The sequence below is a fragment of the Streptomyces sp. NPDC059092 genome, from assembly GCF_042756365.1.
GTDB lineage: Bacteria > Actinomycetota > Actinomycetes > Streptomycetales > Streptomycetaceae > Streptomyces.
Map to the genome: position 1 here is coordinate 142,531 of NZ_JBHZEJ010000007.1, position 21,126 is coordinate 163,656.

The 21,126-nt window shown below is 72.9% G+C and carries 19 protein-coding genes; 12 read left to right on the forward strand and 7 right to left on the reverse strand.

Translation table 11 applies throughout. From position 1 onward, the window contains the following. The first annotated feature begins 15 nt into the window (after positions 1-15). From ACFXPL_RS07000 to ACFXPL_RS07010, 3 genes are read left to right on the forward strand one after another with little or no spacing between them, the layout of a single operon-like run. Positions 16-1,086, forward strand: coding sequence for a carbohydrate kinase family protein (locus tag ACFXPL_RS07000; protein ID WP_384913691.1), 1,071 nt, complete (start codon positions 16-18; stop codon positions 1,084-1,086). Next, positions 1,083-2,399 carry an alpha-glucosidase/alpha-galactosidase gene (locus ACFXPL_RS07005; RefSeq protein ID WP_384913694.1) on the forward strand — a complete coding sequence of 439 codons (1,317 nt, stop codon included), beginning with the start codon at positions 1,083-1,085 and terminating at the stop codon, positions 2,397-2,399. The genes ACFXPL_RS07000 and ACFXPL_RS07005 overlap by 4 nt, the downstream gene beginning before the upstream one ends. 58 nt (positions 2,400-2,457) lie before the next feature. After that, positions 2,458-3,363, forward strand: a complete 906-nt coding sequence (locus ACFXPL_RS07010; RefSeq protein ID WP_384913697.1) for a ketose-bisphosphate aldolase — start codon at positions 2,458-2,460, stop codon at positions 3,361-3,363. An 85-nt stretch (positions 3,364-3,448) separates the two neighbouring features. On the opposite strand, the gene ACFXPL_RS07015 is transcribed toward ACFXPL_RS07010, so the two are convergent. The 6 genes from ACFXPL_RS07015 to ACFXPL_RS07040 all read right to left on the reverse strand — a co-directional run bounded on the left by ACFXPL_RS07015 (position 3,449) and on the right by ACFXPL_RS07040 (position 11,573). Then, positions 3,449-4,210, reverse strand: a complete 762-nt coding sequence (locus ACFXPL_RS07015) for a histone deacetylase (protein ID WP_384913699.1) — start codon at positions 4,208-4,210, stop codon at positions 3,449-3,451. Positions 4,211-4,277: 67 nt separating this feature from the next. Beyond that, a complete protein-coding gene (locus ACFXPL_RS07020; RefSeq protein ID WP_384913702.1) occupies positions 4,278-5,759 on the reverse strand; it encodes a DUF2079 domain-containing protein in 1,482 nt (493 codons plus the stop codon). Between the two features lie 178 nt (positions 5,760-5,937). Beyond that, complete coding sequence (locus ACFXPL_RS07025) at positions 5,938-7,299, reverse strand: condensation domain-containing protein (RefSeq protein ID WP_384913705.1); 1,362 nt, start codon at positions 7,297-7,299, stop codon at positions 5,938-5,940. A 4-nt stretch (positions 7,300-7,303) separates the two neighbouring features. After that, positions 7,304-8,722: a condensation domain-containing protein gene (locus ACFXPL_RS07030; protein ID WP_384913793.1), complete on the reverse strand. Its 1,419-nt coding sequence runs from the start codon at positions 8,720-8,722 to the stop codon at positions 7,304-7,306. Then, positions 8,722-10,242, reverse strand: a complete 1,521-nt coding sequence (locus tag ACFXPL_RS07035; protein WP_384913708.1) for a condensation domain-containing protein — start codon at positions 10,240-10,242, stop codon at positions 8,722-8,724. The genes ACFXPL_RS07030 and ACFXPL_RS07035 overlap by 1 nt, the downstream gene beginning before the upstream one ends. Before the next feature lie 389 nt (positions 10,243-10,631). Further along, positions 10,632-11,573: a MerR family transcriptional regulator gene (locus ACFXPL_RS07040; protein WP_384913712.1), complete on the reverse strand. Its 942-nt coding sequence runs from the start codon at positions 11,571-11,573 to the stop codon at positions 10,632-10,634. A gap of 97 nt (positions 11,574-11,670) precedes the next feature. Here ACFXPL_RS07040 and ACFXPL_RS07045 point away from each other — a divergent pair, with 97 nt between their 5' ends. The 8 genes from ACFXPL_RS07045 (at position 11,671) to ACFXPL_RS07080 (ending at position 20,436) form a co-directional block, all read left to right on the forward strand. Beyond that, positions 11,671-13,293 carry an alpha/beta fold hydrolase gene (locus ACFXPL_RS07045; RefSeq protein WP_384913715.1) on the forward strand — a complete coding sequence of 541 codons (1,623 nt, stop codon included), beginning with the start codon at positions 11,671-11,673 and terminating at the stop codon, positions 13,291-13,293. Between the two features lie 207 nt (positions 13,294-13,500). Further along, a complete protein-coding gene (uppS, locus tag ACFXPL_RS07050; protein WP_384913717.1) occupies positions 13,501-14,277 on the forward strand; it encodes a polyprenyl diphosphate synthase in 777 nt (258 codons plus the stop codon). After that, positions 14,274-15,824: an oxygenase MpaB family protein gene (locus ACFXPL_RS07055; protein WP_384913720.1), complete on the forward strand. Its 1,551-nt coding sequence runs from the start codon at positions 14,274-14,276 to the stop codon at positions 15,822-15,824. Before uppS ends, ACFXPL_RS07055 begins: the two co-directional genes overlap by 4 nt. 181 nt (positions 15,825-16,005) lie before the next feature. Next, entirely contained in the window at positions 16,006-16,533 is a 528-nt protein-coding gene (locus ACFXPL_RS07060) for a Secondary metabolite protein (protein WP_384913723.1), read from the forward strand. A 175-nt stretch (positions 16,534-16,708) separates the two neighbouring features. Further along, positions 16,709-17,236, forward strand: a complete 528-nt coding sequence (locus ACFXPL_RS07065) for a regulator component (protein WP_384913725.1) — start codon at positions 16,709-16,711, stop codon at positions 17,234-17,236. After that, positions 17,233-18,456, forward strand: coding sequence for an MAB_1171c family putative transporter (locus tag ACFXPL_RS07070; protein ID WP_384913728.1), 1,224 nt, complete (start codon positions 17,233-17,235; stop codon positions 18,454-18,456). Before ACFXPL_RS07065 ends, ACFXPL_RS07070 begins: the two co-directional genes overlap by 4 nt. Then, complete coding sequence (locus ACFXPL_RS07075) at positions 18,453-19,631, forward strand: cytochrome P450 (RefSeq protein WP_384913730.1); 1,179 nt, start codon at positions 18,453-18,455, stop codon at positions 19,629-19,631. The genes ACFXPL_RS07070 and ACFXPL_RS07075 overlap by 4 nt, the downstream gene beginning before the upstream one ends. A 262-nt stretch (positions 19,632-19,893) precedes the next feature. Next, positions 19,894-20,436, forward strand: coding sequence for a nuclear transport factor 2 family protein (locus tag ACFXPL_RS07080; protein WP_384913733.1), 543 nt, complete (start codon positions 19,894-19,896; stop codon positions 20,434-20,436). A gap of 18 nt (positions 20,437-20,454) precedes the next feature. On the opposite strand, the gene ACFXPL_RS07085 is transcribed toward ACFXPL_RS07080, so the two are convergent. Further along, entirely contained in the window at positions 20,455-20,640 is a 186-nt protein-coding gene (locus ACFXPL_RS07085; RefSeq protein WP_384913736.1) for a trypsin-like serine protease, read from the reverse strand. On the opposite strand from ACFXPL_RS07085, the gene ACFXPL_RS07090 reads away from it, so the two are divergent. Beyond that, positions 20,621-20,971, forward strand: coding sequence for a response regulator transcription factor (locus ACFXPL_RS07090; protein WP_384913739.1), 351 nt, complete (start codon positions 20,621-20,623; stop codon positions 20,969-20,971). The two genes, ACFXPL_RS07085 and ACFXPL_RS07090, sit on opposite strands and share 20 nt — an antisense overlap. Positions 20,972-21,126: the final 155 nt, after the last annotated feature.

Here is a 21,126-nt window from a genome sequence, read left to right on the forward strand (position 1 = left end):
CTTCAGGGAAGCCGGATGCCGCACACCTCACACACCCCTCCTGTCCCACCCACTCCTTCTGTCTCATCTGCTTCTCCTGCCTCGCCCGCCTCTCCCTCGCACGCCTTCGACCTGCTGGTCATCGGGGACGCCAACCCCGACATCGTCCTGGGACCGCTCGACGCGCCCCTCGCCTTCGGCCAGCGCGAACAGCTCGTCGACACCGGCCTGCTGACCCTCGGCGGCTCCGCCGCGATCATGGCGTGCGGCGCCGCACGCCTCGGGCTCAAGGTCGCCTTCGCCGGGCGCGTCGGGGACGACGAGGCGGGCCGGTTCGTCGTGGCGGCGCTCGCCGCGCGGGGCGTCGACACCGGCGCCGTACGGCTCGACCCCACCCTGTCGACCCCGCTGACCGTCGTGGTGACGCGCGGCGACGGCGACCGTACGATCCTCACCGCGCCCGGCACCCTCACCGCCACCGGCGCCGATGACGTACCCGAGGCGCTGCTCGGCGACAGCCGCCATGTGCACGCCGCCTCGTACTTCCTGCTGCCCAAGCTGGCCGGGGCGCTGCCCGCGCTCTTCCGCACGGCCCGCGCGCACGGGGCCACCACCTCGCTGGACACCAACGACGACCCGGCCGGGACCTGGGACACCGACGGCTCCGGGGGGCTCGGGGCGGTGCTCGCCGTCACCGACTTCCTGCTGCCGAACGCCCGCGAGGCCCGCGCGCTGGCCGGGCTGCCCGAGGACGCCCCCGTGGCGGACGCCGCACGCCAACTCGCTTCCCGGGGGCCGCTGGTGGCCGTCAAGGACGGGTCGGACGGCGCCCTCCTGCACGACGGCCGCACCCTGTTCCGTACCCCCGGCATCCCCGCCGAGCCGCTGGACACGGTCGGCGCGGGCGACAGCTTCGACGCCGGCTTCGTCACCGCCATGCTGGCCGCCCGGCCCGTCGAGGACGCCCTCGAACTCGCCGCCGTCTGCGGGGCCCTGTCCACCCGGGCGTACGGCGGCACCCCCGCGCAGCCCACCTGGGACGAGGCGTGCGCCGCGCTCCCCGCCGATTCCCCTGTCTCCACCCGCAACGGAAAGAACGCCTCATGACCACCACGAAGATCGCCTTCATCGGCGCCGGAAGCGTCGTCTTCACCCAGGGGCTCCTGACGGACCTCTTCGCCTTCCCCGACCTGCGCGACCTCCACATCGCCCTGCACGACATCGACCCGGACCGGCTGACCACCGCCGAGGGCGCGGCCCGCCACATCGCCGACCGGGCCGGGGCCGCCCCGTACGTCACCGTCACCGCGCACGCCGACCGCCGTGCGGCGCTGGCCGGCGCCGACTTCGTCATCAACATCGTCCAGGTCGGCATGGGCGCGTCGACCCGTACCGACTTCGACGTACCCGCCCGCTTCGGCGTGCGCCAGACCATCGGCGACACCCTCGGCGTGGGCGGCATCTTCCGCGCGCTGCGCACCTTCCCCGTACTGAAGGCGCTCGGCGCGGACATCGCGGAGCTGTGCCCGGACGCCTGGCTGCTCAACTACACCAACCCCATGGCGATGAACGTCCAGTACCTCACCGCCGCCACCGGACTGACCCGCGTCGTGGGTCTGTGCCACTCCGTCTACTGGACGCTGCGCGACCTGTCGGCGCTGCTCGACGTGCCGTACCAGGAGGTCACGTACCGCGCCGCCGGGGTCAACCACCAGGCGTGGATGCTGCGGTTCGAGCACAACGGCACGGACCTCTACCCCCGCCTCGACGAACTCATCGCCTCCGAACCCCAGTTGCGGCGCCGCGTACGCGTCGACATGTACCGGCGGCTCGGCTACTACCCGACCGAGACCAGCGAGCACTCCTCCGAGTACGTGCCCTGGTACCTCCACCACGACAGCGAGATCGAGCGGCTGCGGCTGCCCGTCGGCGCGTACCTCGGGATCGTCGAGGAGAACGTCGCCCTGTACGAGAAGACCCGCGACGCGCTCGCGGCAGGGAGCCCGCTCGACGTCGAGGCCACGATGGAGTACGCGCCCCAGATCATCCACAGCATCACCACCGGCACCCCCCGTACCGTCTACGGCAACGTCCCCAACCACGGGCTGATCGAGAACCTCCCCGCGACCGGCACCGTGGAAGTGCCCTGCCTGGTCGACGCGTCGGGCGTGCAGCCCACCAGGATCGGCGCGCTGCCCGCCCAGCTCGCGGCGCTCAACCGCACCTATCTGAGCATGAACGACCTGGTGGTCAGGGCCGCGCTGGAGGACGACCCGCGCTCGGTGCGGCAGGCCGCCATGACGGACCCGGCGACCGCCGCCGCGCTGCCCGTGGAGCGCGTCTGGGAGCTGTGCGACGCCATGGTGGAGGCCCACGGCGACCTTCTCCAGCCGTCGCTGAGGGCCACGGGCCTCCTCTGACCCGGCCCGTCCTTCCGCCCCTTTCAGAATCCGCCGGAATCCTCCAGAAACAGGAACCATGCCTCTGACCCCCACCGGCGAGCTGGTCGCCCGGACCGAGCACGGCGTCGGTGCGTTCAACGTCGCGCTCCTCGAACAGCTCGAAGCCATCCTCGCGGGCGCGGAACGGGCGGCCCTCCCCGTCATCGTCCAGATCAGCGAGAACGCCGTCGCCTACCGGGGCGCCCTCGCCCCGCTCGCCGCCGCCGCGCACGCGGCGGTCGAGGAGGCCGGCGTCCCCGTGTCGCTCCACCTCGACCACGCGACCAGCACCGACCTGGTCAAGGAGGCGGTACGGCGCGGCTTCACCTCCGTCATGTACGACGGCTCCCTGCTGCCCTGGGAGGAGAACGTCTTCCGCACCCGCGAGATCACCCGCTGGTGCCACGACCACGGCGTGTGGGTCGAGGCCGAACTCGGCGCCGTCGGCGGCAAGGGCGGATCCGAGGACGGGGTGGTGGAGAGCGCCCACACGCCGGGCGTGCGGACCGACCCGGCCGAGGCGGCCCGGTTCGTGGCCGACACGGGCGTGGACGCGCTGGCCGTCGCGGTCGGCACCTCCCACCAGATGACCCGGCGCACGGCGGCGCTCGACCTCGCGCTCATCGCGGAGCTGCACGCGGCGGTGCCCGTACCGCTGGTGCTGCACGGCTCGTCGGGGGTGGACGACCGGGCGCTGGTGGCGGCGGTGGACGCCGGTATGCGCAAGATCAATATCTCGACGCATCTCAACGGCGTCTTCACGGCGGAGGTACGGGACCGGCTCGCCGCCCGCCCGGACACCGTCGACCCGCGCCGCTATCTGGGCCCGGGACGGGACGCGATGGCCGGGGAGGTGGAGCGGCTGCTGCGGCTGCTGGCGGAGGGAACGGCTCCGGAGCCGGGCGCGGGGTCGCCGGGGACCTCACCCGAGGCCGTCGCGTAGCTCTGCCGGGCGATGCCGCCACGTGAGCGTGTTGTGCAGGCCGTCACGTGGCGGCCGTCACCTGGCGGCTGTTACGCGGCGGCCGTTACGTGGCGGCCCCCAGCGCCGCCACCTCCGCCGCGCTCCAGTGCCCGGCGACGCCGGGGCAGGACGCCAGGTACGCCGCGATCGTGGCCGGGTCCCAGGCGCCCGTCTCCCGCAGCCCGGCGTACAGATGGCCGAGGTAGACGGCGGTGGGCGGGTTCCACGGGACGTCGTCCAGGTGCCAGGGCGCGGTGAAGGTGAGGAGCGGCAGGCCGTCCAGCGTGCCCGGCCGGACCAGCGTCTCGTACCGCCCGTCCCCGAGCGTCTGCCGGCCGCTGGTCAGCGCCCGCGTCAGATCGAGATCGGTGCCCGGCTCCTCGTACATCTCCTGCGCGGCGATGTCCGAGAACTGGCCCACGGTGACGAGATGCGCGCGGGCGAGGACGTGGCCGGGGGCGTCCGGGTCGTAGAAGGCGCGTCCGCCGCCCCACAGATCCGATTCGGTGGCGAAGTACAGCGCGCCGGTCAGCTCGACGGGTACGGAGGCGGCGGGCGGTCGGCGGTCCCGGCACCCGGGGTGGGCGCGCGAGGCGCCGGGCGGGCGACCGCCGTCGATGTAGTGCGCGAGCCGGCCGAGGTGCGTGTTGGAGCCGTACGAGGCGTACCAGACCCGGCACGGATCCGGGCGGGGGTACGAGTCCTGGCGGGGGTACGAGTCCTGGCCGGGGTACGAGGCCGGGCGGGGATACGGGGCCGGGCGGGACGGATCGCCACCGGCCGGTCCCTCCTCGACCACACCTGGCCCCGACGGCGTTTCCGTCATCGTGCCCCTCGCCTCCGTCCGCTTTCGTCACGGCAAAGATCGCCCCGTCGTACGGGCTGACCGGTCGTTACGACCGTAGCTCCAGCAGGACGAAGCCGCCCGCCTCTCCGGCGATCCGGAACGCCGCCTTCGGGTGGAGCCGCGCCGCGTACGCCAGCGTGTCGCGCCCCGGGTCCTGCCGGTTGTCGAGCGCGATGTAGTCCGGTGTGAGGCCCCGCGTGTTGCCCGGCCAGAAGACCCGGCAGCGCGAGGTGAGCCTGCTGATCGGGGCGGTGTTGGCCTCGACGTTCGAGCCGTCGGGAATTCGGTCCAGCAGCGCCTCCACCGCCCTGACCTGGTCGGTCACCCGGTACGCGGCGGGCTCGGTCAGCGCCGAGAGCGGCAGCGACGGTGTCAGGGCGAGCGCGGCGGCGGCGACCGCCGGGGGGAGGTGGTACGCGTACGAGCGCACCCAGGGGCGGGCGCCCGAGGCACGGCGCACGCCCGCGCACGCGTCCGCGAGCGCCAGCGTGACGACGGGCATCAGAACGGCGCTGTAGTGCCAGGCGGTGCCCCAGTAGAACTCCTCCGACGAGAGGAAGCGCCAGCCGAGGGTGGGCAGGACGGCGAGCAGCAGCGGGGAGCGGAACGCGAGGAGGCCCGTGGTCGGCACCAGCAGCCACAGGAGGGTACGGAACTTGACGTCGGCGCCGTCGAGCGGACCGTTCCCGCCGTCCATCTTGACCCAGTAGTCGTACGTGTCGGCCGTGTTGAAGGCCGGGATGACGACGGTGAAGGTGAGGACGGCGGCGAGCGCCGTCAGCGCCGCGACCCCGAGGGCGTACGGGACGACGCGTGAGGCCGAGGGCGTACGCCGGGCGCGTACCGCCACCAGCAGCGCGAGGGCGGCCGCGGTCAGCCCCAGGTCCTCCTTCACCAGCACCAGCGGGACGGCCCACCACAGGGCGGCCCGCCAGCGGTGCGTGAGCAGCGCTTCGAGGGAGAAGGCGATCAGCGGGACGGCGAAGGCGATCTCGTGGAAGTCGACGGCGATCGCGCGCTGGAGGCCCCACGACATGCCGTACGCGACGCCGAGCGCGAGCCCGGGGCGCCGGCCGAGGAGACGGCCCGCGGCGCGGGTGACGGGGACGGCGGAGAGCGCGAACAGCGCGGCCTGGGCGATCAGCAGGGTGACGGGGGTCGGGAAGATCCGGTACACGGGCGCTAGGAGCACGGTCACGGGGCTGAAGTGATCGCCGAGGATGTGTGTGCCGCGGCCCTTGATGTCGGCGACCGGCGCCCGCAGCTCCGCGTACGCCCGTACGACCTGCTCGAAGATCCCCAGGTCCCAGGAGGCCGTCGCCATCAGGCGGTAGCGGCAGACGGTGAGCGTGGCGTACGCGCAGAACAGGAAGAGGGCCAGGGCGTACGGGGCCAGGGCGCCCGGGTCGCGCGACAGGCCGCGGACGCGCTCGCGCAGGGGCCGGCGCGGGGCCGGCCCCGGTATGGGGTCCTGCGGCACCTGGCCGGCCCCGCCGGGGTCGGTCAGGGCGAGGCTGGCTCCGTGCATGAGGGTCGGTCCCGTTCTCGCGGTCTCGGTGGGGCTCGGTCGGGGCGCACGCCGCGGCGAGGCGTCGTCCGCACCCGTACAAGAAGACAGCAAAACAGCCTGATCCGTGACCTGTCCGGGGCTACTTCCCCGGCCTCGCCCCTCCGGAGTGGGGCCGGTCCGCCGTCGGCCGGCGTGTTCAGGGCCGGGCCAGCGTCTCCCCGACGGCGTCGGCGAACCCCGTGACCGCCGCCGCGGCGGCCGGTGTCGCCGGGAAGCGGGAGCGCAGGAACAGCCCCTCGTGCGTACGGGAGAACCAGAACTGCGCGTCGTCGGCCGTGGTCACGCTGCTGATGTGGTGGGCGTTCGCCTCCCGGTGGTGCGCGGAGCCGGGCAGCCGCCGGTAGTCGATGTACGACACCATGAAAACGTCGTCGCGCGTACGCCGGAAGACCCCGCCCAGCGCCGGCAGGACCTGCGCGAACGACACCTCGGCCAGCGTCCGCGCCGTCCGGAACGCGTCCCGCGCGCCGCGTACGCCGTCCTCGATCCCGCGTACGCCGGTGATGTCCAGGGTGAGCGGGGCGATCGTCGTGAACCAGCCGACCGCGTGCGTCCACCGTTCCTCGTACCGGGTGTGGAGCGGTGTGCACAGCCGCAGGACGTCCCCGCCGCCGAGCCGCCGCGCCGCCAGGGCGACGGCGGTGAGCACACCGGTGAACGCGCTGCCCCCGGCCGCCCGGCAGCGCGCCTCGAAGGCGTCGGCCGCGTCCGCGCCGAGCAGCGGACGGGAGTCCGTGCCCTGCGGGGCCCGCGCGCCGGGCGGTACGCCGAGGGGGAGCGGGAAGGCGGGCGTGGTCCCGTCGCACCCGGCGAAGAACGCCGCCCAGCCGTGCACCCGGGGATCGCCCGTGTCCACCGCCCGTGCCGAGGCCCGCTCGGCCTCCTCGGCGCAGTGGTCGACGAAGCTGCCGGTGGCGGGCAGGGCGGCACCGGCACCGGCGTAGCTCTCCCGTATCTCCCGCACCGCGACGGCGAGCGAGTAGGCGTCGGCGTTGCAGTGGTCGAACCCGCAGTACACGGTCCCGCCGCCGGGCCGCACCACCACGGCGAAGAGGTACGAGGGCCAGTTCAGCGGACGGCAGGCCGCGCCGAGCCGCCGCGTCAGCCACTCCCGTACGGCCGCGCCGCTCCCGTACGCCCCGGCGTCGCGCGCGACCAGCCCGTACGCCGGGGCGGTCACGAGGAATCTCCCGGGCTCGGCGGCCGGGCCGCGGAAGCCGCTGCGCAGCGTCTCGTGCCGCCGCCCCCACGCCTCGAACGCGGCCCGCAGCGCGTCGAGGTCGACGGGCCCGGGGGGCAGGTCGAAGGCGCAGGCGAGCCAGTGCCCGGCGCCCTCCGGGGTGTGCTCGGCGGTGGCGAGGTGGAACCGCTGGTTGACGGACGGCGGTACGGGGACGGGCGGGGCGCCGTCCGCCGCGCCGAGCGTCGCGGGGGACGGCACGAACTCGACCACCCGGCCGGGCGCGGGCTCGTACCGGTCCATCGTCGTGACGCGCACGGGATCAGTCCTCCGTGGCCCGCACCGGGTACGCACCGCTCCGGGCGATCTCGCGCAGCACGTCCCGCAGCCGTTCCAGGAAGCGCGGCACGTTCTCCCGGGCAGCCGCCGTGTCAGGGTAGGTGACCTTCACGTACGTACGGTCCCGGAGGCGGTTCACCCAGATCGGCACGTCCGTGCTGGTCCCGGGCCCGGCCAGACCGTGGCAGTTCGCGTCCGCCCAGTCCTGCGAACCGGGCGCGTGGCGCAGGTCGATGTACGACACCATGGGCAGCACGGCCCCGGCGCCCGGCTGCACGGCGAGCCCGGGGACCAGCTCGGCGACCCGCACCGGGGAGACCCCGGCCAGCTCGCGCGCCTGAGCGAAGGCGGTCCGCGCGCCCGCCAGGATGTCGGCGAGCTCCCCGTCCGCCGCTCCCGGAGCGACCGGGAACTCGACGGGCACCAGATTGATGAACCACCCCTGGGAGAGCAGCCAGCGCGGCTCGTCCCGGGTGTGGACGACGGAGAGCGCGCGGTACGTACGGTGCCCGCCCAGCTCGTACCCGCTGATGCCGAGCGCCGCGAGCACCCCGGCGGAGAACCCGGCGCCGTGCGTCCGGCAGACCTTGGCGAAGGCGTCCGTCTCCGCCGCGTCGAGCAGGTCCAGGGAGAGCGAGAGCTTGGGGTACGTCGCGCCCGGCTCGGTGCCCAGGTCCAGCGGGAAGGTGGGGGGCGGCCCGGCGAGGAAGAACTCCAGCCAGCGGCGCACCTCGGGCGAGTCGGCGGTCAGCAGCGCGGACCGCTCACGCTCCAGGGCGCAGAAGTCGACGTAACTGCCGGCTTCGGGCAGCTCCGCGACCGCCCTGGCCACCTCCGCCTCGTACAGCGCGCGCAGTTCGTTGAAGACGAGGAGCGCGGAGAGACCGTCGCTGTGGCAGTGGTCGACGGCGTAGTAGACGGTCGAGACGTCGTCCCGTACGACCGAACCCACCACGAAGGGCGGCCAGTCGAGCGGGTCCGTACCGGTGTCGAAGAGTTCCAGCAGCCGGTCGCGGATCGCGGTGGGGGAGTCGTACGGGCCGAGGGACGCGGCCTCGACCGCCACGGCGGAGGGATCGACGGCATGGCGCACGATCCCTCCACCGCCCTCGCCCTCCTGGAGGGAGAACCAGGTGAGCAGGGTCGGATGCCGCAGCACCCACCGGTTCAGCGCGGCGGCCATCGCGTCGGTGTCGAGCCGCCCCGGCACGTCGTACATGATCCCGACCCACGCGGACTGCGCCCGTCCCGCGGCGCGGTTCGCGAGCAGCCGCCGTACGTGGTTCTCCTGGACGTGACTGGCCGGCACCGGCGAGACGGCCGAGGCCGCCGAGCCGGCACCGGGTATCCGGAAACGAACCAACTCACCGGGTGCGGGGGAGAGTTCGAGAAGGGGTGTCATCAGCACGGGGCGGGCTCCTGCTGCCGGGCGGGCACGAGGTCCCGCGGAAGAACGTCGTTCATGTCGGCCGGTCCGCCGGGCACACCCTCGCCCGCGACACGGTTCATCAGCCGTCCCGTCCCGGCGACGAGGCGGGAGACGGCGAGCCGGGCGCGCTCGGTGGCGGGGTGACGGAAGCTCACGTAGACGCCGTCGTACGTGCGGTTGATCCACAGGTAGACCTCGTCGGGGTCGGCGCAGCGGCTGCGCAGCGCCGCCGCCTTCCACGCGCCCCACTGGCGCGCGCCCGGCGTCCTGCGCATGTCCATGTACGAGACGACGAACCGCGGCCGCAGCCGGGTCCCGAGCAGTTCGGAGACCCGGGGGAACGGTATCGCCGCCATCTCGCCGGCCCCGTCGAGCGCGGCGGACGCGCCGGGCAGCACATCGGCGAAGGTGTCGCCGCGGTGCACGGCGATCCGCAGCGGCGCCAGCCCGACGTACCAGCCGACCGAGTGCGTCCACCGCGCGTCACCGCGCGTATGGAACGGGGTGAGGGCCCGGAACTCGTCCTGCCCCCGCCCCGGCCCGTGCTGGTCGTGGCCGGAGAGCGCGAGGCAGGCGAGGACCCCGGTGAGGAAGTTGCCCCCGTGATCGCGGCAGGCGCTCTGGAAGGCCTGGGCGGTGGCGGAGTCCAGCAGCCAGTCGCACCCGCCGATCTGCTCCCCCACAGGGCCGGCCGACCGGCCCGAGGCGCCCCGGTCGCCGTCCGTCGTGCCGGGAAACCCGGGAAGCCGGCCACCTCCGGAACCAAGGAATTCACGCCACCGTACGACGGCCTCGTGCTCGTCGTGCACGAGCGCCGCGTATTCACGTTCGGTGTCGGCGAAGTCGAGATAACTCCCGACCTCGTTGAGCGCGGCCGGAGTTCCGGCGGCGACCGCCGCATACAGCTCCCGAATTTCCTGCGCGATGAGCAGGATGGAATATCCGTCCACATTGGAGTGGTCGAAGCCGAGATACAGGGTGAGCCCATCGGCGTGCTCGACGGTGGCGAACACGAAGGAGGGCCAGGCGAGCGGATCGGTCTCCGCGTCGAACACCTCTTCAATGCGGGAGGCGAGCAGCTTCCCGCTTTCGAACTCCCCCTCGACGCTGTGCCGCAGCGCCACGCCCCCGGCCGGCAGGGTCACGCGCCGCAGCCCGCCGAGCGCCGCCCCGTCCGCCGGTACGAGCCGGCTGCGCAGCGACTCATGCCGGTCGATCCACCCGAGCAGCGCCCCCTCCAGCGCCGCCGCGTCGGCCCCCGGCATCTCAAAAGCGCTGGCCAGCCAGGCAGGAGCCCGCCCTTCGCCGCGCCCACCCGCCAGCGCCCCGGCGATATGGGCCTCCTGCACGTACGAGGCGGCCCGCCCGTCGGCCACCCACCCCGCATCCCCCGCCCCCACGGGCGCGTCCACGGGCGCACCGCGCGGCACGGCCCGCCGGACGGTGAGCAGCCCCGGCGTTACATCCAACTCGTCCATACTCGTGAATTTCACGTGCCTGCCTTGCGCTCAATTCGTGCGTGTGGGGGTGAGCGTGGTGAATGAGCTGTTTCCCCGGTATTCCATCGGGGTTTCATTCCGCTCCGCGGCCGGGTGCGGCCTTCGCCACTCGGCGTCCGGCGGACAGCGGTGGCCATCGGCGCGAGACGGGATCGTGGCCGGATTCCGTCGGTGACGAATGCTACGCAGATTCACGCCGGCGCTGCAACAGCGCAAATGTCAGGTATTCGCGGGTCGTTGGTGGTTGCGGCACACCGGCCGCACATTGTTTTCACTTCGGGGTCATGTGAGTTACGGGATCCACTCCTCGGTGGAGTTCGTGCCGTCCGTCATACCCGGGTCGTCCGCGTCATTCGCGTCGTCCGTGGCCTCGGCGCGCGCCGTCAGTCCGACGGAGCCGGGCGGGCCGGTCCGGCGTCCAGGGCCGCGCGCAGCCACTCCTGGGCGGCGCCGAGGGTCGGTTCGAGGGGGCCGGCCAGTTCGCCGCTGAGCTGCCAGTAGCGGTCGAGGACGGGATCGGCGGTCACGGTGAGCAGGACGCCGAGCCGCTGCCGGAAGACAGGGGTGTCCCGTGCGCCGTACGTACGGGCGTGGGCGGCGACGAAGCAGTCGAGCGCGTCGCCCCCGTACGGCCGTCGCCGTGCCCGCAGCTCCGCCGAGGCCAGTTCGAACGCCTCGCCGAGTCCCTCGAAGAGCACGGCGGGACGCACCTCGTCGTCGGTCCGCCCGCACAGGGTCCGGCCGGCCGGGGAACGCCAGTGGTCTACGGGCGGCCTGGCGCCGGAGACGAGCGCGTGGAGCCGGGCGAAGACCAGGACCTGGGCGGGTGTCGGATCCGCGGGAGGCTGCGGAACCGCCGCGTCCACGATCGAGGCGCGCAGCCCGGCCGGCAGCCGCGCGGGCAGTTCGCGCCGCCAGAAGCGCGCCAGCGCGGTGGTGCTGGGCGGTGCGGTCACGGCGCCGATGAGGCGCAGCCGTTCGGCGCGTTCCCCGGCGGTGCAGTCCCGGAGCGACTGGAGCGCGGCCTCCTGCCAGCGCAGCGCGGTCAGCCGCGAGCCGACCTCCGCCAGCCGCCCGGCGACGACGTCCTCCAGCGCGGACTCCCGTACGAGGACCCGGCCCACGTCCGGGACCGGCAGGTCGAGGGCGCGCAGCGAACGGATCAGACGGAGCCGGTCGAGCGCGTCGGGGCCGTACCGGCGGTGGCCCCCGGAGCTGCGGGCGGCTTCGGGCAGCAGACCCTGATCGGAGTAGAAGCGGACGGTCTTGACGGTGACGCCCGCGCGCCGGGCCAGCTCCCCGATGCTCCACGTGCCGTCGTCCACGGCTTGAACCTCCCTCAGGGGGAGTTCCTACGGTACCGGCGTACGGGATCGGCCCACGCGCCGATGCGGACCCACGCGGAACGAAGGAGTGGTGGTCATGACGGCGACGTTCGTGCTGGTGTCGGGGAGCCATACCGGTGGCTGGGTGTGGGAGGAGGTGGCCGTCCTGCTCCGGGCGGCGGGATCCGAGGTGTACGCGGCGACGCTCACGGGCATGGGCGACCGCCGGCATCTCGCGGGCCCGGACACGGACCTGGAGACGCACATCCAGGACGTGGTGGACCTGATCGACTCCATCCCCCCGGCCGATGGTCCGGGGGATGTCGTGCTCGTGGGCCACTGTTACGGCATCCATCCGGTGCTCGGCGCGGCGGACCGGCGTACGGAGCGGGTCGCCCGGATCGTCCATCTCGACGCGGGCCGGCCCCAGGACGGTGACGCCGCGCTCGCGCTCGCCCCCGACCAGGCGATCCGCGACCGCCTGGCAGCGGGCGGCGGGGGCCCCGGGAAGGGCGGGAACGACTGGCGGGTCCCCCCGCCGCCGCTCGACGAGCCGGAGCGCTGGGGCGGTACGGCCGGTGTCCCCGAGGCCGCGCTCGCACGGCTGGCCCACCACGCCGCGCCCCAGCCGCTCGGCACGCTCACCCGGCCGCTCCGTCTGCCGCACGCGGACGCGCTCGCCGCGCTGCCGACGACCGGGATCTTCTGCACGGCCGATGGATCGGGCATCGCCCTGGTCGAGATGCTGGTGGAGACCGGACAGCCACGCTTCCGGGCGCTGGCCGAGCCCTGGGTGGGCTTCTTCGAGCTGGACACCGGCCACTGGCCGATGCTCTCGGTCCCCGACGCGCTGGCCGGCGTACTCCTGCGGGCGGCGGCGGACGAGGGGCGCCGGGTGACGGCGAGGACGGACGCGCGCCCCGCACATCTGGGCCCCTTCCCCCTCGACGTACCCGAGGACGCGCCGGGCGGGGGCCAGGAACGTGACGAACACACCACCCTCTACTTCCCGCGGGCCACGGACCCCCGCCCGGCGGTCGTCCTCGTCCACGGCGGCCCGCTCGCCGCCGACACCCGCCCCACCCCGCGCGACTGGCCGGTCTTCACCGGTTACGGGCGGTACGTGGCGAGCCTGGGGGCTGTCGGCGTCACGGTGGACCACCGGCTGTACGGGCTGACCGACTACGCCCGCGCCGCCGGGGACGTCGCGGCGGCGGTCGAGCGCGTACGGGCCGATCCGCGCGTCGACGGGGAGCGCGTCGCGCTGTGGTTCTTCTCCGGCGGCGGGCTGCTGCTGGCGGACTGGCTCGCGGCGCCGCCGCCGTGGCTCCGGTGCGTGGCGGCGACGTACCCCGTCCTCGCGCCGGTTCCCGGCTGGGGTCTGGTGGAGCCGCGCTTCCGGCCCGCGGCGACGGTCGGCTCCGCCGGAGCCCTGCCGATCGTGCTGACCCGGGTGGGCCGGGAGCGTCCGGAGATCGCGGCGACGGTCGAGGAGTTCCTGTCCGCGGCCGAGGACGGCGGGGCGCGGGTGGAGGTGATCGACGTACCGCTCGCCCGCCACGGTTTCGAGACCCTCGACCACGGCGCCGACCCGGAGGCGGCCGAGCAGGGGCGGCACGCGGTGGAACGCGCGGTGCGAGCGGTTCTGACCCGGCTGACGGCGGGCCCGGAGACGCCTGCCGCCTCCCGTGGGCATCGCCTCAGGAAGGCCGCGCCGTAGGAAGATCGCGCAATCGGACTGGCGTACTACGGGTGAACAGGGAGGGATCGTGAGGTGCCCGGAGCCGGGGACCGGCACTCTGCTGAGTGCTGAGCCTGAGTGCTGAGTGCCGATCCGTCCGACGCCCTGAGGGCCCGGAGCGGGGCGGCAGCGCGAGGCGGGCGGAGGGGGAGCGGTGTCACGGCAACCGGGGGAGGGGGCGCACCGATGACGGCCGACCGGGCCGACGGTGAATCCGCCCCGGCGCAGGGCCCCGGGGAGCCCAGGGCGGTCCCGCGTCACGTCGCGTGCGTGATGGACGGGAACGGCCGATGGGCGGCGCGGCGCTCCCTGCCGCGTACGTCGGGCCACCGGGCGGCCGAGACCACGGTGATCGACGTCATCGAGACGGCACGGTCGGCCGGGGTGGAGTGGCTGAGCCTGTACGCGTTCTCCACCGAGAACTGGCAGCGCCCGAGCAGCGAGATCGACTTCCTCATGGGGCTGGTGCGCCGCGTCGTACGCAAACACGCCACGCTGCTGTACGCACGCGGCATCCGCTGCCGCTTCCTCGGCGTGGCGGACCCGAGGATCCCCGCGCCGCTGGCCCGGGACTTCGCCGACCTGGCGACGCTGACCAGCACGAACCGGGGCATGACACTGACCGTGGCGTTCGACCACGGCGGACGCGGGGACATCGTCGAGGCGGCCAGGTCCCTCATCCGCGGCGGGGTACCGGCCGACACCGTCGACGAGCGGTGCTTCGCCGCCCACCTGCCCTTCCCCGACACACCCGACGTGGACCTCGTCATCCGGACCTCCGGCGAACAGCGCATCTCCAACTTCATGCTCTGGCAGGTGGCCTACGCCGAGTGGATCTTCCCGCAGGTGCTCTGGCCCGACTTCCGCGCGCCGCACTTCCTGGAGTGCCTGCGCGCCTACCGGCAGCGTGACCGCCGCTTCGGCGGCGTGACGCCGTACAGGAACGGAGAACCCCCACCGTGACGGACCCGGACGCAAGCGCTCCCGGCGCGACTGAGACTGACGACCACAGCGCCCCCACTCCGCCGGCCGACGAAGCTCAACTGGGCGCCCTCTTCGGCCCGGACTCGCAGTTCCACCGGTTCTTCAACGACCCGCGCTGGGCCCTGGCCGTGGTCAGGGCCACGGTGCTGGAGGCCGCCCACCCGCAGATCGGCGCGGCCCTGGCCGACAACTCGACGTTCGTGGCGCACCCGTGGCGGCGGCTGCGCAACACGCTGGTGAGCCTCCAGCGCATGTTCGGCGCCGACGATCACACGCGGCAGCGGGAGGCGGCGCGCCTCAACCGCCTGCACGCCCGGCTGAGCGGTACGGACGCACAGGACCAGCCCTACGACGCGATGGACCCCCAGGTCCGGGCCTGGGTCGTCGCGACGCTCTTCGAGAGCTCCGTCACCATGTGCCGACTGAGCGGCCAGCCGCTCGACCGTCAGTCCATGGAACGCCTCTACGCCGAATTCCAGGCCTTCCTGGCGGCCCTGGGGGACGCGGCCGGTCATCTGCCGCCCACCGTGCAGGAGTTCTGGCCGTACTACGACCGGGTGGTGGAGGAGGAACTGGAGCACACCGAGGCGCTGCGCATCATCCTCCACCAGCTCTTCGACCACCTCCCCGCACCGGCGCTGCTGGACGGCCTGCCCACGGTATGGGCGGCGGGCCGCGCGCTCGCGGGCCCGCTCATCGGCACGATCACCGTGGCGTCCCTCCCCGAGCCCTTCCGGCGCCGGGCGGGCCTGCCCGAGGTTCCCGGCGCCCGGACGCTGATGCGGAGCGCGTACGTGGCCGCGGGCCTGGCCCGTTTCCTCCCGGACAACTGGCTCAGGACAGAGAACCTCGTCGACCTGCTCAACCCCTCCCCGGACAGGGACAGGGACAGGGACAGGGACAGGGACAGGGACAGCGACAGGGACAGCGACACGGCCCGGACCGCGACGCTCACGTCCCTGCGCGACCGGATGGACCAGGCCGGCGCCCTCTTCCGCCTGGTCACACCGTTCCCCGTACAGCACACCCCCGCCGAGCCGACCGGGGCGCTGCGGAACGCCGACGAATTCTTCACCGAGGTACTGGACCAGACCGGCAACGGATACCTGGACTGGCCCGATCTCGCCGCCATGGCACGGGAGTTGTCCACCCGCCTGGACCTGGACGAGCCCGAGGAGACCAGGCTCTACCAGGCGTACGCGCAGTGGTGGAGGGAACTCCAGGCCGCCCTGGACACCGACGGCGACGGCCGCGTCAGCAAGGAGGAGTACGCGGCGGCCACCCCCTCCCTCGCCGGCCCCGCGCTGATCAGGGTCGCCGAAGTGCTCTTCGACGTCACCGACGCGAACGGCGACGGCTTCATCGACGAGGCCGAGTACCGGACCCTGTTCAGGACCGCCTTCCGCCGCACGATGACCGAAGCCGACACGCGGTACACCCGCGGCGCGTTCGTGAAGGACTTCCTCTCCTTCATGTCGGGCCGCCGCCGCTCGACCGGCTACGACCCGCTGCTCGCCGACGCGTAGGCCGCCGCCCGCGATTCCGAGGTGGCCGGGCTCACCCCCGTGAAACCCGGCCCCCGTCGGGGTAGTTCACTCGTACCCCAAGGAGCGGAGACGCCTGACCAGCAGATGAACACTCTGGTGTGAGCCGCTCACCAAGAACGTACACCCTGGTTACGGTGAATTGGCAACTACAGTGGGCAAGATGTCAGGGAACTCCCTGCTCTTCACGCACCGGAGTGGATACAGCGATGATCGTGACAAGGGCGTACCGGACGTGACAGACGACGAGCCGCGTACCTTCGCGCAGCTACTGGAGTACCTGTTCGAGCGGGTCCACCCGGAGAACCGCGGCCCCTACACCTACGCCGAGGTCGCCGCGGGCATCCAGGAGGCTTCGGGAGGGCAGGGCAGGGGGCTCACCGCGAGTGCGATCCAGCAACTGCGTACCGGGGCCAAGAAGAATCCGACGCGGCACACCATCAAGGCTCTGGCCGACTTCTTCGGTGTGCCCGCCGGCTACTTCGTCGACGAGGAGGCCGCCCACCGCACCCGGGCGGAGATCGCCGTCCTCGCCGCCATGCGGGACCGGAACGTCCGTACCGTCGCCCTGCGTGCCAACGGCCTCTCCACCGAGACCCTTCAGATGGTCGCCACGGTGATCGAACAGGCCCGGATCCTGGAAGGGCTCCCAGGCGAACCCGCCCCGGACAAACTCAACTTGGACGACTGACGGCCACTCCGACCGTCCGGCGGCCAACTCCCGCCAGGGGAACGGAAATCCCTTGGCCGGGCACAGGTATTCGCCTAAGCTTTCGATCGGTTCGGCGCGGGGGCACCCGGATCACTCCCTCTTGTACGGGGGTGTGTTCGCAGGAGTGCCGACCCGAGCGACGTCTGGACCGATCATGGACCTTGAGCGCCTTCGCGACGCGTGCGAGGAGCGCGTGGAGGCACTCCGGCTCCCCCACCGTTTCAGCACCCGCGACCTGTGCGACGCCGTGGCGCTCAAGCGCGGCCGTCCGATCATCCTCAGGCCGCTGAACACGCTCGGCGCGATCGACGCACCGTGCGGCATCCGGCTGGAGACGGCCGACGCCGACCTCCTCTTCTACGAGGAGGGAACGTCCGCCCTGCACCAGAACCACATCCTCGCCCACGAGGTCAGCCACATCATCTGCGACCACCCCGGCAGTCTGGCGCTGGACGCCGGCACCCTCCGCGCCATCGGCTTCAACTCCACCCTCGTCCGGCGTATGAACGGACGTACGAGCTACTCCACGGACGACGAGCGCGAGGCCGAGATGATGGCCACCGTCATACGCCAGCACATGTACCGGGGACGTGAACTTCCCCCCAGCGAGCCGGCGAAGGGCGCCGAGCGCTGGGAGGCCCTGTTCGCCGAACCCACCAGGAAGGGCCATCGGCATCCATGATCAACCTGTTGTTCTCCGGCGTCGCCCTCGTGCTTCTCCTCGCCGCCGGTTACTGGGTACGCGGGCGCGGCGGACCCAGACCGACCGGCACGTGGCCCATGGCCGCCCTGCTGTTCTCCTTCGCGCTCGCCTTCGCCTCGTACGTACCGGCCGTGGAGAGCGCCGTCGAGAGCGTCGTGCCCCATGTCGGCCGCCTGCTCAGCAACTCGTTCACGCTGGCCGCCGCGACCTCCGTCCTGGTCTTCATGCTCCAGCTCGATCTGGAGCCTGACGAGGCCCGGCGAAGCATCCGGCTCCGCGTGCTCTTCCTCGGGATCTCCGTGGCCGGCATGACCGTCCTGTTCGTCGCCGAGCAGATGAACGACCGGTCGCCCGAGCTCTACGCGCTCTACGTGCTGATCTACATCTCGTATCTGGGCGTCACGGCGAAGGACTTCTGCGCGCAGACCTGGAAGCAGTCCACCCGCTCACGGCGCAGGAGCCAGCGCATCGGACTGCGCGTCACCGCCGCCGGCTGCGTCTTCGCGCTGCTGTACGCCGCCTACAAGGTGTTCGGTCTCGTGTCCATCGGGCTCGGACTGGGCCTCATCCCGGAGGGCGCCCGCTGCTCGACGCCCTTCACCCCCGTCCGCTGCGTGTTCAGCGTGACGGCGCCGGCCCTGGCCGTACTCCTCATCGCCCTGGGTCTCACCCTCCCCGCGGTCGTCTGGCCGTTCAGCCAGTTCCTGCGACGGCGGTGGGAGTCGCGGTCGCACGCGGCGCTCGGCCCCCTGTGGGAGGCCATCTCCGGCGCGGCGCCCGAAGTCGTTCTGGCCGCGACGGAGTTCGGCGAGGAGAAGCAGGCGGACGACTTCGCCTTCTTCCTCCACCGCCGCGTGATCGAGATCAACGACGGCGGGCTCGCACTCCGGCCCCACCGCTCCCCGTACGTCCAGGAGAGCGCCGAACGGGCCGTAGCCGAACAGGGCCTGGCCGGAACCCCGGAAGGGGACGCGATCGTGGAGGCCGCGGTCCTGCGAGCCGCCGTACACGCGAAGAAGGCCGGCGGCGATCCGCGGCCCGAAACCGCGGCGCCGGCCCCCGGCGCAGCCGCCCGCGCGGGCAACCTCCGGGCCGAGACCGAGTGGCTGCTCCTGGTCGCCCATGCCTACGAACAGAGCGGGACCGTACGTACCGTCGCCGATGACCTGGCAGCCTCGGGAAGGGAAGCGCAAGCGTGACCGATCCGTTGAAGGACCCACGGTTCTTCGCCGACCCCTACCCGACCTACGCCAAGCTGCGCGGCGCGGCGCCGGTGCGGAAGGTGCCCACCGGTTCGGGAGGGCACTACAGCTACCTGGTCACCGGCCACACGGAGGCCCGGCAGGCCTTCACCGACCCCCGGCTGTCGAAGAACACCACGCGGTTCTTCGCGGACAAGCCGTCGCGGCGCGACCTCCACCCCGCTCTCTCCCAGAACATGCTGGCCACGGATCCCCCGCAGCACGCGCGGCTCCGTACGCTGGTGACGAAGGCGTTCACCACCGGTGCGGTCGCGCGGATGCGCCCGTACATCGCCGGCCTCGTCGGCGAACTGCTCGACGCCTGGCCGGAGCACGGCCCGGTGGACCTCGTCGCGAGCCTCGCGGTCCCGCTGCCGGTCACCGTCATCTCCGAGATGCTGGGGGTACCGGAAGCCGACCGCCCGCTCGTGCGTACCTGGTCGGGCGAGCTGTTCGCCGCCGGAGACCCGGGGCGGATCGACGCCGCCTCACACGCCCTCGCCGGTTACCTGACCGACCTGGTCGCCTCCAGGCGCCGTTCGCCCGGCGAGAGCCTGCTCGACGACCTCATCGCCGTACGGGACGCCGAGGACCGGCTGACGGAGGACGAACTCGTCTCGCTCGGCGTGCTCCTGCTGGTGGCCGGCCACGAAACCACCACCCACTTCATCGGCAACGCGGCCCTGGCGCTCCTTCAGCACCCGGAGTCGCTGGCACGGCTGGGAGCGGAGCCGGGGCTGCTCGGGAGTGCCCTGGACGAGCTGCTGCGCTTCGACTCGCCGGTCGGGATCGCCACGTTCCGCTACAGCACGGAAGCGCTCACGCTCGGCGGGACCGAGATCCCGGCGGGCGTCCCGGTCCTCATCGCCCCCGGCGCCGCCAACCGCGACCCGGCCCGGTTCGCCGCTCCGGACCACCTCGACCTCGACCGTGACGCCACGGGGCACCTGGCGTTCGGCCACGGCATCCACCGCTGCGTGGGAGCCCCTTTGGCACGGGCCGAGGGCGAACTCGCGCTCGGGGCGCTCCTGTCCCGCTTCCCCGACGTCCGACTGGCGGTCCCGGCGGAGGAGTTGGAGTGGCGGCACACACGGCTGATGCGAGGCCTGGTGTCGCTGCCGCTCCTCGTGTGAGCCAGGGACAGGCCGTCCCCTGACCGGACGTGTCGAAGGGCCCCACCGTGAACGGTGGGGCCCTTCCGTGTGGTGAGGGGGTATCACCAACACGCTTGACCTTCACGCCACGATGGTTATAGCTTCTAACTAACGCGAAGCTTCCTTCCGGGAAGGGGTGGGCCGCGGTGGCGAACGCCCCATGGCGCCGCCTCCGCCGGACTCGTCGACAGGACGAAGGCTTCGCGGCACCGACTCGCCACCCGCCCGGAGGACCGTCACCATGAAGCTCAGCCCGCTCCGCACCATGACCACGCTGATCTGCGCCGCGGTCGTCACGGCCACGCTCAGCACCACGACCGCCCACGCGGCCTCCCCCTCACCCTCGGCTTCCCCCTCCTTGGTGAAGCACGACCACCGGCACCAGCCGAAGATCGTCACCGACTGGGCCGCCGCCTGGAACGGCACCGACCCCAAGGCGCTCGGCGCCCTGTTCACCGCCGACGCCACCTACACCGACCAGGCCCTCGGTGTCACCCTCCGGGGCCGCGAGGAGATCTCCGGGTGGAAGGCCCGTACCGACAGCGCGATCGACAACGTCCACGCCACCGTGCGCGCCGCCCACCGCGACGGCGACCACATCACCATCGAGGCCGTCTACTCCGGCCACATCAAGGGCGCGCCCAAGCCCTTCGCCGTACCGATGGCCGTCCTTCTCGACCTCGACAACCCCCGCAGGATCGCCTCGGACCAGGACTTCTACAGCCTCGGCGCCGTACTCGCCCAGTCCGGCCTGCCCGCCGACTGGACCCCGTCGGCCGGCTGACGGCGGCGGACGGGCCGATCACGTCGCGGTGGCCCGCTCGATCCATGCGCGATGGGCCGTCAGATCGGTGTAGATGCCGGGCCCGGTGGCGCACTTCGGGTCGGCGTCGCCGTCGCGGCTGGTCGCCCCGATCAGTTCCCACCGCCCGGGACGGCCCGTGACCATCGGCCCGCCGGAGTCGAGGATGCAGGCCTGCGCGCTCAAGGACGCCTCGCCGCGCGAACTGGCCGACGCGGTACGGGTCCTCGCGCGCGGCGAGGCGATGCTCTCACCGCGCATCACCACCAGGCTGCTGGCCGCCTTCGCCACGGGCGCGGTCGCCCCGCGGGCACGATCGCGGATGGCGGAGCTGACCGCCCGCGAGCGCGAGGTCGCCGTGGCGGTCGCGCAGGGCCGCAGCAACTCCGAGATCGCCACCGACCTGGTCGTGAGCCCGTCCACGGTCAAGGTCCACCTCAGCCGGATCATGACCAAGCTCGACGCCGCCAACCGCACCCAGGTCGCGCTCATCACCCACGACGCCGGGCTGACCTGAAAGGCCCGGCCTCGACGGAGCGCCACCGCGCCCGGCGGGGTCACGCTCCGGTCGCGGCCGCTCCGGGTACGGACATGGGCAGCGCGGCGTCGATCCGGAAGCCGCCGTCACCGGTGGGCCCGGACTCGATGGTGCCTCCGGCCAGGCGGACCCGC

Coding starts and splice junctions, on each gene's coding strand:
- ACFXPL_RS07000 (WP_384913691.1), top strand. CDS start 16: ATGCCGCACACCTCACACACCCCTCCTGTCCCACCCACTCCTTCTGTC.
- ACFXPL_RS07005 (WP_384913694.1), top strand. CDS start 1,083: ATGACCACCACGAAGATCGCCTTCATCGGCGCCGGAAGCGTCGTCTTC.
- ACFXPL_RS07010 (WP_384913697.1), top strand. CDS start 2,458: ATGCCTCTGACCCCCACCGGCGAGCTGGTCGCCCGGACCGAGCACGGC.
- ACFXPL_RS07015 (WP_384913699.1), bottom strand. CDS start 4,210: ATGACGGAAACGCCGTCGGGGCCAGGTGTGGTCGAGGAGGGACCGGCC.
- ACFXPL_RS07020 (WP_384913702.1), bottom strand. CDS start 5,759: ATGCACGGAGCCAGCCTCGCCCTGACCGACCCCGGCGGGGCCGGCCAG.
- ACFXPL_RS07030 (WP_384913793.1), bottom strand. CDS start 8,722: ATGACACCCCTTCTCGAACTCTCCCCCGCACCCGGTGAGTTGGTTCGT.
- ACFXPL_RS07045 (WP_384913715.1), top strand. CDS start 11,671: ATGACGGCGACGTTCGTGCTGGTGTCGGGGAGCCATACCGGTGGCTGG.
- uppS (WP_384913717.1), top strand. CDS start 13,501: ATGACGGCCGACCGGGCCGACGGTGAATCCGCCCCGGCGCAGGGCCCC.
- ACFXPL_RS07060 (WP_384913723.1), top strand. CDS start 16,006: ATGTCAGGGAACTCCCTGCTCTTCACGCACCGGAGTGGATACAGCGAT.
- ACFXPL_RS07065 (WP_384913725.1), top strand. CDS start 16,709: ATGGACCTTGAGCGCCTTCGCGACGCGTGCGAGGAGCGCGTGGAGGCA.
- ACFXPL_RS07070 (WP_384913728.1), top strand. CDS start 17,233: ATGATCAACCTGTTGTTCTCCGGCGTCGCCCTCGTGCTTCTCCTCGCC.
- ACFXPL_RS07080 (WP_384913733.1), top strand. CDS start 19,894: ATGAAGCTCAGCCCGCTCCGCACCATGACCACGCTGATCTGCGCCGCG.
- ACFXPL_RS07090 (WP_384913739.1), top strand. CDS start 20,621: ATGCAGGCCTGCGCGCTCAAGGACGCCTCGCCGCGCGAACTGGCCGAC.